At 68.4% G+C, this 15,131-nt stretch carries 10 protein-coding genes; 4 read left to right on the plus strand and 6 right to left on the minus strand.

Features of this window, described 5'->3' with window-relative positions; all coding sequences use genetic code 11:
- Positions 1-250 precede the first annotated feature (250 nt).
- Positions 251-1,129 (minus strand): 3-hydroxybutyryl-CoA dehydrogenase, encoded by an 879-nt coding sequence (locus CSW62_RS02940; protein WP_099575707.1) that lies wholly within the window; start codon positions 1,127-1,129, stop codon positions 251-253.
- Between the two features lie 138 nt (positions 1,130-1,267).
- Positions 1,268-2,332 (minus strand): lysine-2,3-aminomutase-like protein, encoded by a 1,065-nt coding sequence (locus tag CSW62_RS02945; RefSeq protein WP_099575708.1) that lies wholly within the window; start codon positions 2,330-2,332, stop codon positions 1,268-1,270.
- A 97-nt stretch (positions 2,333-2,429) separates the two neighbouring features.
- Here CSW62_RS02945 and CSW62_RS02950 point away from each other — a divergent pair, with 97 nt between their 5' ends.
- Positions 2,430-3,821, plus strand: a complete 1,392-nt coding sequence (locus tag CSW62_RS02950; RefSeq protein WP_099575709.1) for a hypothetical protein — start codon at positions 2,430-2,432, stop codon at positions 3,819-3,821.
- Here CSW62_RS02950 and epmA read toward each other — a convergent pair.
- On the minus strand, positions 3,818-4,867 hold the full coding sequence (gene epmA, locus CSW62_RS02955) for an EF-P lysine aminoacylase EpmA (protein WP_369827419.1): 1,050 nt from the start codon (positions 4,865-4,867) through the stop codon (positions 3,818-3,820). The genes CSW62_RS02950 and epmA overlap by 4 nt on opposite strands.
- A gap of 119 nt (positions 4,868-4,986) precedes the next feature.
- Here epmA and efp point away from each other — a divergent pair, with 119 nt between their 5' ends.
- Positions 4,987-5,553, plus strand: coding sequence for an elongation factor P (efp, locus tag CSW62_RS02960; protein ID WP_099575711.1), 567 nt, complete (start codon positions 4,987-4,989; stop codon positions 5,551-5,553).
- A 172-nt stretch (positions 5,554-5,725) separates the two neighbouring features.
- Here the strand turns inward: efp and CSW62_RS02965 are convergent, their stop codons facing one another.
- The 3 genes from CSW62_RS02965 to CSW62_RS02975 form a co-directional block, all read right to left on the minus strand.
- On the minus strand, positions 5,726-8,206 hold the full coding sequence (locus tag CSW62_RS02965) for a TonB-dependent receptor (protein WP_099575712.1): 2,481 nt from the start codon (positions 8,204-8,206) through the stop codon (positions 5,726-5,728).
- Between the two features lie 129 nt (positions 8,207-8,335).
- Positions 8,336-12,358: an ice nucleation protein gene (locus tag CSW62_RS02970; protein WP_099575713.1), complete on the minus strand. Its 4,023-nt coding sequence runs from the start codon at positions 12,356-12,358 to the stop codon at positions 8,336-8,338.
- 92 nt (positions 12,359-12,450) lie between these two features.
- The gene (locus CSW62_RS02975; RefSeq protein ID WP_099575714.1) at positions 12,451-13,365 is read right to left on the minus strand and encodes a LysR family transcriptional regulator; all 915 of its coding nucleotides are present in this window, start codon (positions 13,363-13,365) and stop codon (positions 12,451-12,453) included.
- Between the two features lie 93 nt (positions 13,366-13,458).
- Here CSW62_RS02975 and CSW62_RS02980 point away from each other — a divergent pair, with 93 nt between their 5' ends.
- Together CSW62_RS02980 and CSW62_RS02985 are read left to right on the plus strand one after the other, a co-directional pair.
- Positions 13,459-14,457, plus strand: a complete 999-nt coding sequence (locus tag CSW62_RS02980) for an NAD(P)H-binding protein (protein ID WP_099575715.1) — start codon at positions 13,459-13,461, stop codon at positions 14,455-14,457.
- Between the two features lie 94 nt (positions 14,458-14,551).
- Complete coding sequence (locus tag CSW62_RS02985) at positions 14,552-15,058, plus strand: YcxB family protein (RefSeq protein ID WP_099575716.1); 507 nt, start codon at positions 14,552-14,554, stop codon at positions 15,056-15,058.
- Positions 15,059-15,131: the final 73 nt, after the last annotated feature.

Here is a 15,131-nt window from a genome sequence, read left to right on the forward strand (position 1 = left end):
CACGCGGAAGCCTCAGCGAACGGCCGAGACTCATCCCGGCGAAAATTCCAGAGCAATAGAATGTGGATCGTCGGTCAATGACAGAGCCGCGACGCCGCGCGAGAACAAGGGGCATGTCGCGCGCCGGTGGGGTACAGGCGCGCCATGCCCAGTGCCTCCTCCTGTGCGGAAACCCAGGAGGCGGCTGGGGGCGGTTCGTCGGCGCGCACACTGGTCGCGCCGACGAAACGCTGGACCCTATCGGGTGACTTTAGCGGGTCGGAACCGGGACTTCGCCGCGATAGTCGTAGAAGCCGCGGCCGGTCTTCTTGCCCAGCCAGCCAGCCTCGACATACTTCACCAGAAGCGGGCAGGGGCGGTACTTGCTGTCGGCCAGGCCCTCGTGGAGCACGTTCATGATGCTCAGCACGGTGTCCAGACCGATGAAGTCGCCCAGCTCAAGCGGGCCCATCGGATGGTTGGCGCCCAGCTTCATCGCCGTGTCGATGGCGTCGACCGTGCCGACCCCTTCGTACAGGGTGTAGATCGCCTCGTTGATCATCGGCACCAGAACGCGGTTGACGATGAAGGCGGGGAAGTCCTCGGCGTTGCTGGTGATCTTGCCCAGCGACTTGGCGAAGGCCACGGCCGTTTCATAGGTCGGAACGTCCGTGGCGATGCCGCGGATGATCTCCACCAGCTTCATCAGCGGCACGGGGTTCATGAAGTGCAGGCCGATGAAGCGCTCGGGACGATCCGTGGCCGAGGCCAGGCGGGTGATCGAGATCGACGAGGTGTTCGAGGCCAGCAGCGTATCGGGCTTGAGGTGCGGCTGCAGGCTGCGGAAGATCGACTTCTTGACCTCCTCGTTCTCGGTGGCGGCCTCGATCGCAAGGTCGGTCGCGCCGATGGCCTCCAGGCTCTCGGCCGCCGAGATGCGGGCCAGGGCCGCCTTCATCGCGGCGTCGTCGATGATGCCGCGGCCGACCTGGCGGGCCATGTTCTTCTCGATCAGGGCCAGGCCCGCGTCGATCCGATCGCGCGAGACGTCATGGAGACGCACGTCGTAGCCGGCGAGGGCGACGACATGCGCGATGCCGGACCCCATCTGGCCCGCGCCGATGACGCCGACCGTCTTGATTTCACTCATAAAAGCCAAGCCTTCGCTTGAATTCGCGCCGGACCTGCGTGTCCGCGCCCTGGATGTGCCGACTTTTCTAGCACGAGAAACCGTGGCGCCGCCAAGGCTTTGCTGCGATGCAACGTGAGCGGGGTTGTCGGGCGGAGATCACGCCGTGGGCGGATAGGCGCGGACCACGCCGTCCGGGTCCTCGATCGCGTCCCCCCCGAGCCCCTTTGCGACATAGTTCGGTCCGACCGGGACCTTGCCGTGGCCGCCGGGGATGTCGAGGACATAGGTCGGCTGGGCCAGGCCCGAGACCGTTCCGCGCAAGGCTTTCATGATCGCCTGACCCTCGGCCAGCGTCGTGCGCAGGTGGGCGGTGCCCGGAGCGTGGTCGCCGTGGTGCAGGTAGTAGGGGCGGATCCGGGTCTCGACGAAGGCCCGCATCAGCTCGGCCAGCACCTCGGCGTCGTCATTGACGCCCCGCAGGAGCACCGTCTGGCTGACCATCGGGATCCCGCCGTCGACGATCCGGGCGCAGGCGGCGCGGGCGGCCGGGGTCAGTTCGCGGGCGTGGTTGGCGTGCAGGGCGACATAGACGGTCTTGCTTGAGCGCTTCAGCGCCGCGACCAGATCGTCGGTGACGGCCTCGGGATCGACGGCGGGCACGCGCGTGTGAAAGCGCACGATCCTGACGTGGGGGATCGCCTCCAGCCGGTCCATCAGATCGGCCAGGCGACGGGGCGACAGGACGAAGGGGTCTCCGCCCGTGACGATGACCTCCCAGATCTCCGGCCGGCCGGCGATATAGGCGAAGGCGGCGTCCAGCTGGGCCGGGGTCAGGTTCGCCAGACCCTCGGGCCCGACCATCTCGCGACGGAAACAGAACCGGCAATAGACCGCGCAAGTGTGGGTCGGCTTCAGCAGCACCCGGTCGCGATAGCGATGGACGATCCCCTCGACCGGGCTGTGGACGGCGTCACCGATCGGGTCGCCGTCCTCGCCAGGGCTGCTGACCAGCTCCTCGGGGGATGGGACGAACTGCCGGGCGATCGGATCATTGGCGTCGGCCGGATCGATCAACTCGGCCATCGCCGGCGTGATCGCCACGGCATAGCGCGCCGCCACCGCCTCCAGCGCCGGCAGGCGCTCGGGCGCGATCAGTCCGGCCTCGGTCAGGGACCGGGCGTCGCGGAGGGTTTTCGCCAAGGTCGAAGAGGGGGGCGGCATGAGGCGCGGGGATATGCGGGATTTCCGGGGCCGAGGCAAATTACGGGTCTGTTCAGCTCTGGCCCTTAACCCTGTTTAGGAAGGGGAGAGGACCATAGTGACCCAGGAACGCAACATCGTCCCGCTCGCGGCGGCCCTGGTCATGGCGCTGGTCTTTCTGTTTCTGCCCCAGGTGCTGAACGACGGCGACACCTACTGGCACATGGCCACGGGCGAATGGATCCTGGCCCATGGCCGCGTCCCCGACCACGATGTCTTCTCCTACACCCAGGCCGGTCGGCCGTGGGTGGCGCATGAGTGGCTGTCCGAGGCGCTGATGGCCCTGGCCGCGCGCCTGGCCGGCTGGTCCGGGGTGCTGGTCCTGTTCGCGGTCGCCGTGGGCGGCGCGACCTGGATGCTGGCCCGCCGGCTATCCTTGCAACTGGGCGGCCTGACCCTGATCACGACGACGATCCTGGCCCTGGCCTGCATGAGCGGCAGTCTTCTGGTCCGGCCGCATCTGTTCATGCTGCCGATGCTGCTGGCCTGGACGATCGAGATGCTGGCGGCCCGCGACGAAGACCGGGCGCCGCGTCTGATCTTCGCGCCGCTGATGATCCTGTGGGCCAATCTGCACGGCAGTTGGGTGTTCGGCCTGGTGGTCGCCGGCGCCTTCGGGCTGGAGGCGCTGGCCGCGCCGACCGCCGACCGCCTGAAGGTGCTGCGCGGCTGGGGCCTGTTCGGCTTGCTCAGCCTGGCCTGCGCCGCGATCACCCCGCACGGGCCGGCGGCGCTGCTGTTCCCGTTCCAGGTGACCAGCATGGCGGTGCTGCCGCACATCACCGAGTGGCGAGCCGAGGACTTCTCGCACCTCTCGACCTTCGCGATGGTGCTGCTGGCGACCCTGTTCGTCTGCCTGGGGCGAGGGGTGAAGATCCCAACGTTCCGCCTGCTGCTGCTGCTGGCCTTGCTGGTCATGGGCTTGCAGCACGTCCGCCACCAGTTGGTGCTGGCCGCCATCGCGCCGCTGCTGCTGGCCGGTCCTATGGCCGAAGCGCTGGGCCATGATCCGGCCAGGCCCAAGCCGTCACGGGCCCTGCTGGCCGGCTTCGGCGTCGCCTGCGTCCTGCTGCTGGGCGTGCGCCTGGCCTTGCCGCTGCACCGCATCGACGGCGTCAACAGTCCGGTCACGGCGCTGGACAGCGTGCCGGCCGAGCTGCGGACCCAGCCGGTGCTCAACGGCTACGGCCTGGGCGGCTATCTGATCTACAAGGGCGTGAAGCCGTTCATCGACGGCCGGGCCGACATGTACGGCGACGCGTTCAGCCAGCGCTACTTCCAGGCCGTCGAGCCCGATCCTGTCGCGCTCCGCAAGCTGCTGGCCGACTATCACGTGGCCTGGACGATCTTCACGCCCGACGACCCGGTGGTGGCGCTGCTGGACAAGGATCCGGCCTTGCGTCGGGTCCACGCAGACCCGTACGGCGTGGTCCATAAGCGCGTGAACTAGCCCTCCGCCACCGGCGTCCAGATCACGTCCTCGATCCGCCGCGCGCCGGTGGCCAAGAGGACCAGGCGGTCGAAGCCGAGCGCTGACCCCGACGCCTCGGGCATGTGCTCCAGGGCGGCCAGGAAGTCCTCGTCGAGCGGATAGCGCTCGCCGTAGATGCGGGCCTTCTCGTCCATCTCGATCATGAACCGGCGGCGCTGCTCGGCCGGGTCGGTGAGCTCTCCGAAGGCGTTGGCCAGCTCGACCCCGCAGGCATAGAGCTCGAACCGTTCGGCCACGCGCGGGTCGGCGTCCTTGGGACGGGCCAGGGCCGCTTCGGAGATCGGATATTCGCACAGCACCGTGGCGCGGCCTTCGCCGAGACGAGGCTCGACCTTCTCGACGATGATCCGACTGAAGACGTCGGCCCAGCCGTCGTCATCGGCCACCCGGATCCCGGCGGCGCGGGCGGCGGCGGCCAGGGCGTCACGATCGGTCGCGCCATCGGCGGCGACGCTGGCCAGGAGATCGACGCCGGCGTGGCGCTCGAAGGCCTCGGCCACGGACAGTCGCTCGGGCTCGGCGAACGGATCGCAGGCCATGCCCCGGAAGTTGAAGCGCGTGGTTCCCGCCGTCTCGGCCGCCAGGGCCAGCAGGGTCGCGCAGTCGTCCATCAGGGTCTGGTAGGGCGCGCCTGCCCGGTACCATTCCAGCATGGTGAATTCGAGATGGTGCAGCGGCCCGCGCTCGCGGTTGCGCCACACCTTGCCCAGGCTGAAGATCTTCTCCTCGCCCGCCGCCAGAAGCTTCTTGCAGGCGAACTCCGGCGAGGTGTGCAGGTAGAGCGGACTGGCCTCGCCCGAGATCGTCAGGGCCTGGGTGGCAAAGGCGTGCAGGTGCGCTTCGTTGCCCGGCGAGACCTGCAGGGCGGCGGCCTCGACCTCCTCGAATCCCTGGTCGTCGAACCAGGCGCGGAAAGCCTTGGTGATGCGGTTGCGGGCCAGCAGGAACGGGCGGCGGTCGGCGTGGACGTCGCCGCGCCACCACGTGGAAGAGGTCTGGGACAAGGACAGAAACCGAAGAAGCTGGAGATTTCGCCCCGATCGCTATAGGAGGGCGGGCACAGATCAATAGCATGATCGCGCCCGCGGCCTCGCGCGCGCTTTCTTCCAAGGACGGAATTTAAGTGAAGGTCGCAGCCAGCTCGCTCCGCAAAGGCGCCGTCGTCGACATGGACGGCAAGCTCTACGTCGTCCTGACGGTCGACAACATCCACCCCGGCAAGGGCACCCCGGTGACCCAGCTGAACATGCGCCGCATCTCGGATGGCGTGAAGGTTTCGGAACGCTACCGCACGACCGAGCAGGTCGAGCGCGCCTTCGTTGACCAGCGTGACCACACCTTCCTGTACCAGGACGGCGACGGCTATCACTTCATGAACCCGGAAACCTTCGACCAGGTCGTGGCCACCGAGGACGTGATCGGCGACGCCGCGCCGTACCTGCAGGAAAACATGATCGTGCAGCTGTCGACGCACAACGACGTGCCGATCGCCATCGAACTGCCGCGCACCATGATCCTCGAGATCGTCGACACCGAACCGTCGGTGAAGGGCCAGACCGCCTCGTCGTCCTACAAGCCGGCCCTGCTGAGCAACGGCGTCAAGACGACCGTCCCGCCCTACATCACGGTCGGCACTCGCGTCGTGATCCTGACGGAAGACAATTCGTATCAGGAACGCGCCAAGGACTAAGGTCCTCGGTTCTTCCGGACACAAGTAAGGCCCGGCGGGAAACCGCCGGGCCTTCTTCTTGGTCCTTCCTCGCCCTTCGACCAGCTCAGGGTGAGGACTACTTAGTTGCTGTATCCATGGAGAACCTCACCCTGAGCCCGTCGAAGGGCGAGGTTCTCGCTAGGCGCCGCCTTTAGAAATCCGCCGACAGCGTGACGAAGCCCATGCGCGGGGCTTGCGGGAAGGCCGTGTAGCCGCCCGAATTGCCCGTCACGCCGGCCGTCGAGACGCCCTTCTTGTCGAACAGGTTGGTGACGTTGCCCGTCAGGCGCAGGCCCTTCACGAAGCCCTTGTCCGTCATGTCGAAGGTGTAGCCGGCCTGCAGGTCGACCAGCATCATCGACTTGACCGACAGGTCGTTCAGGTAGGTGACGAAGCGCTTGCCGACATAGTCGCCGCTGATCTGGGCGTCGAAGGCGCCGTAGGTCATGCGGGCGATCGTCTTGTTCATCCACTTCGGCGTCAGCGGCACGTACTTGCCGCCGGTCGCCACGGTGACCGGCTGGGTCACGCCGCCCACGACCGTCGTGCCCGACTGGTAGTCCTGATCGTACTTGGATTCATTGTACGACAGGGCGTTGTAGAGCTGGAAGTGCGGGCCGAACTTCAGCGTGCCGGCCACGTCGACGCCCTTGGTGGTGACGCCGCCGACATTGGCCAGGATGGCCGGCGCCGGGTTGATGAAGTTGAACGGCGCGATGTTCAGCAGGCGGTTCTTGAACTTCACATTGTAGACGTTGATCTGGCCTTCGACGCCCGTGATCGGGCCGAGGCTGACCTCGCGACGGGTGCGCAGGCCGGCTTCATAGGTCCAGGCGGTTTCCGGCTTCACGGTCGTCTTGAACAGCTCGAAGGCGGCCTGGGTGCCCAGGCTCCACGGCGAGAAGCCGTAGAAGTTGCTGCCCGCGCCGTACGGGATGAACTGGCGCATGTTCTGCTGGACGTTGACGAACACCTGGTCGTTCTCGCTGGCGTCCCACAGCAGGCCGGCCTGCGGCAGGAACCACTTGTTCGAGGTGATGCTGCCGGTCGGATAGTGCACGGGCACCGCCGCCGTCGGCAGGTTCACCTGGTTGATCGGGAACTTGCCGGTGGCGTCCTGCAGGCTGGACTTGAAGCCCGCCTGCAACAGCAGCTTCGGCGTCACCCGCCATTGGTCCTGCAGGTGCAGCTGGACGTCGTTGGTGAAGAACTCGGCCGCGTACTGGACCAGGGCCTTCTTGCCGCGCGGCACGTCGTACGGCGTCAGGTCGTTGTTGTCGGCGGTGAAGGGGTACCAGGCGCGTTGCTGGGTCGGTTCGTTGTGCTCGAACCAGACGCCGCCCTTGATCTGGTGGTCGCCCAGGGTCCACTCGACCGTCGAAATCGCGCCCGGCCGGTTGATGTGGTACTCGGTCGTGCGCACCTCGTTGCCGCTGCCGCCAAACAGGTTGACCAGGTTCTGCAGGCTGCCGGCGCTGGTCGGCGAGCCGCCGACGATCAGGCTGGGATAGTAGGCGGCGAACAGCGCGGGCAGGCCGGCGTTGTTGACCGGGCCGGCGACGATGCCGCGGCCAAAATTGTAGTGGAAATAGACCTGGTTGGTCCAGGTGAAGCCCTCGACGGGGGTCCAGGCGTACTTGGCGTAGGACAGGATGTCCTCGCGCTGGGCGGCGCTGAAGCAGTTCGAGAAGTTGTTGCCCTGGGCCGGCGGCGGGGTGCCCGGACCGCCCGTCAGGGTGCTCGTGCAGGCCGCCAGGTTCGGATAGAGGAACGGGCGGCTATAGGGCGTGAAGCCGGCCGCTGCGGCGGTCTGCTGATTGCCCATCGCGGTGGCGTCCTCGTTCGGCTCAACCTTCATCTGCCAGTCGGCATAGAAGGTGAACACGCCGTGCTCGCCTTCGCGGACCAGCTTCAGGTTCACCTGGTGGCCGCGCTGATGGCCGTCGAAGTCCCAGGCCTTGGCGTCCTGGCGCAGGTACGAGATGTAGCCCTTCCAGCCATTGCCCAGATCGCCGCTGTCGAGGCGCACGAAGGTGCGGCTGGTCTCGTTGCTGCCGACCGTCTGACGGATGTTGAGGCCGCGCTCGGCCGACGGATCGCGGCTGAAGGTCTCGATCGCGCCGCCCAGGTTGCTGGTCGACGCCACGCCCAGCGAACCGGCGCCCGACGACAGCGTCACGCGCGACACGTTTTCGCTGGTGACGGCGCGCGAGACCGACAGGCCGTTATAATTGCCGTACTGCTGGTCGCCCAGCGGCACGCCGTCCATGGTGAAGCCCAGCTGCTGGGTCGAGAAGCCGTGGACGAACAGCGACAGGTTCTGCTCGTTGTTGCCCCACGGGTCAGCGGTCCGATAGACGACGCCAGGCAGGAACTGGATGGCCTTCAGGGGGCTGGCGCCGGGCAGGACGCGCTGGATCTGCTGGGCTTCCATGGCCACCGCCGAACGCGTCTCGCGCTGGCTGGTGATGATGACCTGCTCGACGCTGGTCGACTCGGTTTCGGGCGCGGCGGTTGGCGCCGGGTTGGCGGCGGCCGTCTCGGCGGCGTGAGCGCCCGTGGCCAGAAGGGCCAGCATGGCCGCGCCACACCACAGCCCGGCCTGACGCCTGGAAGTCTTCGAAATTTGCATTGTCCCCATTCCCCACAAGGATCCGATGGGGCGGGGATAGGGACGCCGTGAGACGGCTCCGCGACGGATGTGCGACGCGCGTGTGATGGTGGCGCCGAAGCCACAGCGGCCCAAAGTGCAGGGGGAAGCTTAGAGGCCGATGGCCTCCAGTTGTGCGGGGCTCATGGCGTCCAGTTGGGCGGCGGTGAGCTTGTTGACCTGGGCGCGTGACAGGCCGCTCAGCTGGCTTGGGCTGAAGGCGGCGATCTGTTCGCTGGTGAAGCCCGAGATCTGGCTGGGCATGATCTGGCCGATCTGATCGCCGGTCAGGCTGCGGATCGACACGGCCGGCAGCTGGCCGACCTGGGTGGTGGTCAGGGCTCCGAGCTGGGCGCCGGACAGACGCGCCAGGCCCTCGGCCCCAAACGCCGTCAGCTGTTCGCCCGAGAAGCCGCGCACCTGGGTCGCCGACAGGCTGCCGAACTGATCGTTGCTCATGCCGTTCAGCGCCGCCAGCGACAGCGCGCTGATCTGGGTGTTGGTCAGGGCCGCGACCTGGGTGCGGTTGAACTCGCCGATGTCGGTTGGGGTCAGGCCGCGCACCTGCACCGGCGTCAGCGCCGAGATCTGGCCGGCCGAGAGGGCCGCCACCTGGGTGATGTTCAGGGCCGAGATGTCGGCGGCTGAGAAGCTTTCCAGCTGGCCGGCGCCCAGGGCGCCGATCTGGCTGGCGGTGAACTCGCCGATGTCGGCGCTGCTGAACCGCTCGATCTGGCTGGTCGTCAGGCCGCGCACCTGGGCGGTGGTCAGGCGGGCGAACTGGGTGGCGTCCAGGGCCGAGAGAATGTCGCCGCTGACCGCGCCGATCTGCGTCCCGGACAACACGGCCACCTGGGTTGTGCTCAGCGCCCCGAAGGCGGTGGCGTCGAGGCTGGCCACCTGGGTAGTCGACAGGCCCGTGACCTGGCTGGTGGTCAGGCTGGTCAGGCGCGAGGTTCCCAGGGCCGCGAAGGCCGTGGGCGACAGGGCCCCCAGCTGGGTCGGGTTCAGGTTGGCGACCTCGGTCGAGGTGAGGTTGGCGATGAACGCGCCAGACAGGCCCGCCATCTGGGTGGCGCTGAGCGTCGACAGGCGGCCCTTGAAGACGCTGTCGGGCAACACCGCGAGCTGGGTCGGCGACAGGCCCGCGAACTGGGCGGCCGTGAGGTCCGCAATGGCCGTCGTGCTCAGGCCGCCGACGTTGGTTGTCGACAGCGCGCCCAGCTGCGAGGGAGTCAGGCCGTCGACCTGGGTGGCGGATAGCTCTGCGAAGTCGGTGGTCGACAGGCTTGCGATCTGGGTGGTGCTGAGGCTCTGCACCTGCGCCGCCGACAAGCGGGCCACCTGGGTGGCGCTGAGCGCGGCGAAGGCCGTGGGCGTCAGGGCCGACAGGAACGAACTGGAGAGGCTGCCGACCTGGGTGACGGCCAGGGCGGACAGCTGATCGCCGGTCATGCTCCCCGCCTGGGTGGTCGAAAGGCCCGCGAGCTGCGCCGAGGTGAACCCGGCCACCTGGGTGGCGCTCAGCGCCGGCAAGGCGTCGCTGGCCAGGGCCCCGACCTGGATCGAACTGAGCGACGCCAGCTGGGTGGCCGACAGCCCGCCGAGCTGGGTCGATTGCAGGGCCGAGATCTGCGACGGGACCAGGGCGCGGACCTGGGCGGTGCTCAGGGCGGCCAGCTGGTCGGGCTTGAGGGCCGCCACGTCCGTAGCCGAGAGGCCGCCCAGCTGCGACGCGGCGATGGCGCCAACCTGGGTTGTGCTGAGCTCGCCGATGTCCTCAGGCGTCAGGCCGCGCAACTGGGTGGCGTTCAGGCCGCCGATCTGCGTGGTGGTCAGGGCCGCGACACGCGCGGCGTCCAGGGCCGAGAAGGCGGTCGCCGACAGGCCGCCGATCTGGGCGGGGGTCAGCAGGCGCAGACGTTCCGTCTCGATCGCCGCCGCCGCCGTGCCGCTCAGGCCCGCCAGCTGGCTGGCGCGCAGGCCGGTCCACTGGGTGGTGCTGAGATAGGTGAGGTCGGTCGCGTCCAGGCCGCCCAGCTGAGTGGCGGTGAGGCCCTGCACCTGGGTGATCGCCAGCCCCGCCCATTGGGTGGCGTTGAGATTGCCGATCGTCTCCGGGCTCAGGGCCCCTAGCTGTATGCCGGTCAGGGCGGCGATCTGGGTGGGAGCCAGGACGCCGAACATCGTCGTCGCGAAACCCTTCAGCTGCGTCGACGTCAGGCCGCGCAACTGGGCGCTGGTCAGCTGCTGCAGGCTCTCGGGGCTCAAGCGGCCCAGATTGGTCACCGACAGCGCGCCCAGCTGGCTGGCGTTCAGGCTGCCCAGCTGGGTGGCGGTCAGGTTGGAGGCGACGTCGGACGGCAGACCGGCCATCTGGTCGGTGGTCAGACCGCGCAGTTGGGCGGCGCCCAGGGCCGCGATCTGGGCGGTGCTCAGGCTGTCCAGCGCCGTGGTCGACATCTTGCCGACCTGGGTGCTGCCCAGGATGCTGACGGCCGTGGTCGACAGGTGCGGGACCAGGACGCCGACCTGGGTCCCGTCCAGCGCGCCGATCTGGGCCGCGCTCAGCTCGTCGACGTCGCCGTCCGTCAGGCCCTTCAGCTGGGTGGTCGTCAGGCCGCGCATCTGCACGACGTTGAGCCGGGCCGACTGGGTGGCGTTCAGGGCCGACAGCGCCTCGGGCGTCAGGCCGCCGACCTGCGTGGCGCTCAGCGCGGCCACCTCGGTGGCGGTCAGCCGGCCGATGTCGGTGGGCGTCAGCGCCTTCATCTGCGTGGCCGTGACGCCCTTCAGCTGCAGACTGGTGAGCGAGGCGACGCTACGCAGCGTCGCGAACTGGGTTCCCGACAGGGCGCCGATCTGGTCGAAGGTCATGGCCCCGACCTGTTCGGACGTCATGGCGGCCAGGTCGCTGGTCGACAGCGCCTTCACCTGCAGCGGCAGCAGGGCCTTGATCTGGGTCGGGGTGAATGCGGCGAAGTTCTCGTCCGACATCGCCGCCAGCCGCTCGGGCGGCAGCTCGCGGATCTGGGCGGCGGTGAAGGCCTTCAGCTGGGCGCGCGTGAACTCGTTGAAGTCGTCGCCGTTCAGGCCCTTCAGCTGCTCGGTCCGCAGGCGGGCGATCTGGCTGGCGGTGAGCGCGGCCACATGGGTGGCGTCGAGACTGGAGAAGGCCGTGGCCGACAGCCCGCCGATCGCCACCGGGTCCATGGCCGCCAGCAGTTCGGGCTTGAGGGCGTCGACCGCGGTGACCGACAGGCCGCTCGTGTGGTTGCCGGTCAGGCCGGCGATCTGGGCCGGCGTCAGCTGGTTCAGGAAATCGGCCCCGGCGCGGCCGATCTCGGCGGAAGGCAGGGCGCGGATCTGGGCCGGCTTCAGCGCGGCGATCCGCTCGGGGCCCAGGGCCTTGAGCTGGCTGGCGGTCAGGGCCGACATCTGCAGGGTGCTGGCGGCGGCCCACTGTTCGGGGGTCGTCAGGGCGATGGCGTCGGCGCTCAGGCCTTTAAGGGTCGGCACCGACAGGCCGGCGAACTGGGCGGGGCTCAGAGCCTTGACCTGATCGGCCGACAGGCTGGCGAACTGCGTCTGGGTCAGGCCGCCGATCTGGGTGGCGCTGAGGGCCGAGAGCTGCTGGTTGCTGAACTCGCCGATGTCGGACGCGGGCAGCTGCCGCAGCTGGGTCGGGGTCAAGGACCGCACCTGGGCCAGCGACAGGCTCTGGACCTGGTCGCGCGACAGGGCCGAGACCGCCGCCGAGGACAGGGCGACGATCTGGGTCAGGGCCAGGCTGTCCAGAGTGGTGGTGCTGAGCTGCGCGATCGTCGTGCCCGACAGGGCCTGCACCTGAACGGCGTTCAGCAGTTTCAACTGATCGGCGCTGAAGGCGACGGCCGAGGACAAGCGCGGCAGCTGGGTAGTGGTCAGGGCCGACAGCTGGGTCTTGTCGAACCTGGCGAACTGCTCGGCGGTCAGGCCGCTTATGGCCGTAGCCGAGATCGCCGCGACCTGAGCCTTGGTCAGCTTGGCGAATTCAGACGGCGGAGCCTCGGCCAGGGCCGCGGCGCTCAGTGTCGCGATGCGGGCCGCGGGCAGGCTGGAGAGGGCCGAGCTATCGGAAACGCCGGCCACCATCGTTACTCCACCCACTCAACGCGCCGCGGGCGCCTCCAGCACGATTGCACGAATCGCCAGTCCACTTTAGGTGGAAACTCGTACAGTTTAAACTATATTCCGACTCTGGCATAGCGGGTCAAGCCGTCGACCAGGGCGTCGAAGACCAGCCGCACCCGGCGGACGTCCTTCAGATCCTCATGCGTGACCACGAAGGTCTCCAGGTCGATGGCGAAGGTGTCGGCCATCACCCGCTCCAGCATGGGATCGCGCGCGGCCAGGCCGACCTGGCAGATGCCCAGGCCCAACCCCGCCCGGATCGCCGCCAGCTGGGCCACGTCGTTGTCGGTGCGGAAGGCGAAATCCTCGACTCGCAGATCCACCCCAAGGCCCATGGCCTTGACCGCCCGAACGCCGATCGTCTCGCTCTCGTAGCCGATCAACGGCATCCCGCGCGCCTGTTCCATGGTCGTCGGCCGGCCCCAGGCGTCCAGCACGCGCTTGTGGGCGAACATGCCGAGGCTGATGGCGCCGACCCGCTTGGCGACCAGCGCCTCCTGGGTGGGGCGGACCATCCGCACGGCGATGTCGGCCTCGCGGCGCAGCAGGTCCTCGCTGCGATTGGTCAGGGCCAGCTCAAAGACCAGGCCCGGATGCGTCTCGCGCAAGTCGGCCAGGGTCGCGGGCAGCACTTCCATGCCGACCACCTCACTGGCGGTGATCCGCACCACGCCCGACGCCGCGCCCGCCTCGGCGGAGGCAGCGCGGGCCAGGGAGGCGGCGGCCAGCGCCATGGCCCGGGCGTGCTGGGCCAGGTCCTTGCCCAGCGTCGTCGGCGTCAGACCCGAGGGCGAGCGGGTGAAGAGGGCTACGCCCAGTTGGGCCTCCAGATCCTCGATCCGTCGCCGCACCGTGGGCTGGGCCGCGCCCAGCTGGCGGGCGGCGGCCGACAGGCTGCCGGTGTCGATCACAGCCAGGAAGGCGCGCTGGCGCTCCCAGTCAATGGCGTCGGGCGGATCAGGGTTCATTCATTTCTGATAGGCCGATCAATCATTCTCGGCAATTTCTATCAAGGAGCGCGCGGCGCATCTTCTGGTCATCGACATTCACGGAGACGCCCGATGACCCCCTCCAGCCGCATCGCTCTCGTCCTCGGCGCCAATGGCGGCGCGGGCGGAGAGACCGCCGCCGCCCTGGTCCGCCGCGGCTGGACCGTCCGCGCTCTGGTCCGCGACCTGAGCAAGGCCACGCGCCCGGACTTCGAGTACATCCAGGGCGACGTGATGGACCGCGCCGCCGTGGTCGCCGCGGCCAAGGGCGCGTCGATCATCGTCCACGCGGTCAACCCGCCCGGCTATCGCGGCTGGAAGAAACTGGTCCTGCCGATGATCGACAACAGCATCGCCGCCGCCCGCGCCAGCGGGGCGCGGATCCTGCTGCCCGGCACGATCTACAACTACGATCCGGCCGCCCACGCCCTGATCGACGAGACCACGCCGCAGCGCGCCTTCACCCGTAAGGGCAAGATCCGCGTCGAGATGGAGGCCCGGCTCGAAGCGGCCGCCGCCAGCGGCGTGCGCTCACTGATCCTGCGGGCCGGCGACTATTTTGGGCCGCGCTCAACGACGAATAGCTGGTTCGCCTCGGGCATGGTCACGCCGGGCAAGCCGGTGAAGACCATCCTCTATCCGGGCGACAAGGGCGTCGGCCATGCCTGGGCCTATCTGCCCGACGTCGGCGAGACCTTCGCGCGCCTGGCCGATCGGGAGGCCGAACTGCCGGCCTTCGCCCGCTTCCATTTCGGCGGGGTCTGGGACGCTGACGGGACCGCCGTGGTCGGCGCCATCGCCCGCGCGGCGGGTCTGAAGCGTCCCAACGTGTTCCGCCTGCCCTGGGGCCTGGTTCCGATCGTGGGACTGTTCAACGAGACCTTTCGCGAACTGACCGAGATGAGGCCGTTCTGGCGCGAACCCGTCCGCCTCGACAATCGCCGCCTGGTCGGCTTTCTGGGCGAGGAGCCCCGCACCCCGCTCGACGTGGCTGTGCGCGAGACGATGCGGGGGCTGGCTGTGCCGGTGGCGGAGGTGGGGGTGGCGCCGCGCCTGCAGCAAGCGGCTTGAGCTTGGCGCGGACGGTGTGCTCGGTTAGGGCTGCGGCGAAGGGTTTTCCGGAGTCGCCCTGTCGTCCGTCGTCGCCAAGCTCACGTCACAGGATATGCTCGAGGCTTGGCGGCTGCAGCTGCGCAAGAGCTTCATGATGCGGCTGTCGAGGCTCATGCCGGCGTTGCTGCTCGCGATCTTCCTCCTGCAGGCCTGGGGGACGGTGACCTACTACGGCTGGTCAGCCGTCTTTCAGAACGTCACCATTCTGGTCGTGGCCGTCCTGCTATTCGGCGCCAATCTCCTGCAGAGCCTTGTGCTGCTGCCGCGCCGCGCCAAGAAGATATTCGGCCAGCAGAAGGCATTCGGGAGCGAGATCACCTTTGCGTGGGATCAAGACGGCCTGCGTGTCACCAGCGACACGGGTCATAGCCAACTGGCCTGGGGCGACTACGTCCGCTGGCTGGAGGACGACAAGACCCTGGTGCTGTTCCAGAGCGACGCCATCCTGAACTTCCTGCCGAAGCGGCTCCTGACGGCCGAGCAAGCCGCCGAGATCCGCGAGCGCCTAACCGCCGCGATCGGTAAGGCCGGCGCCCGGAGGAAGAAGCTGAAGACCTAGACTCGCGCCCCGCCCAACAAGAAAGGCCCGGAGTTTCCTCCGGGCCTTTCGGTTATTCAGAAGCCTGTAGGGG

This window comes from Caulobacter sp. FWC2, from assembly GCF_002742625.1.
GTDB lineage: Bacteria > Pseudomonadota > Alphaproteobacteria > Caulobacterales > Caulobacteraceae > Caulobacter.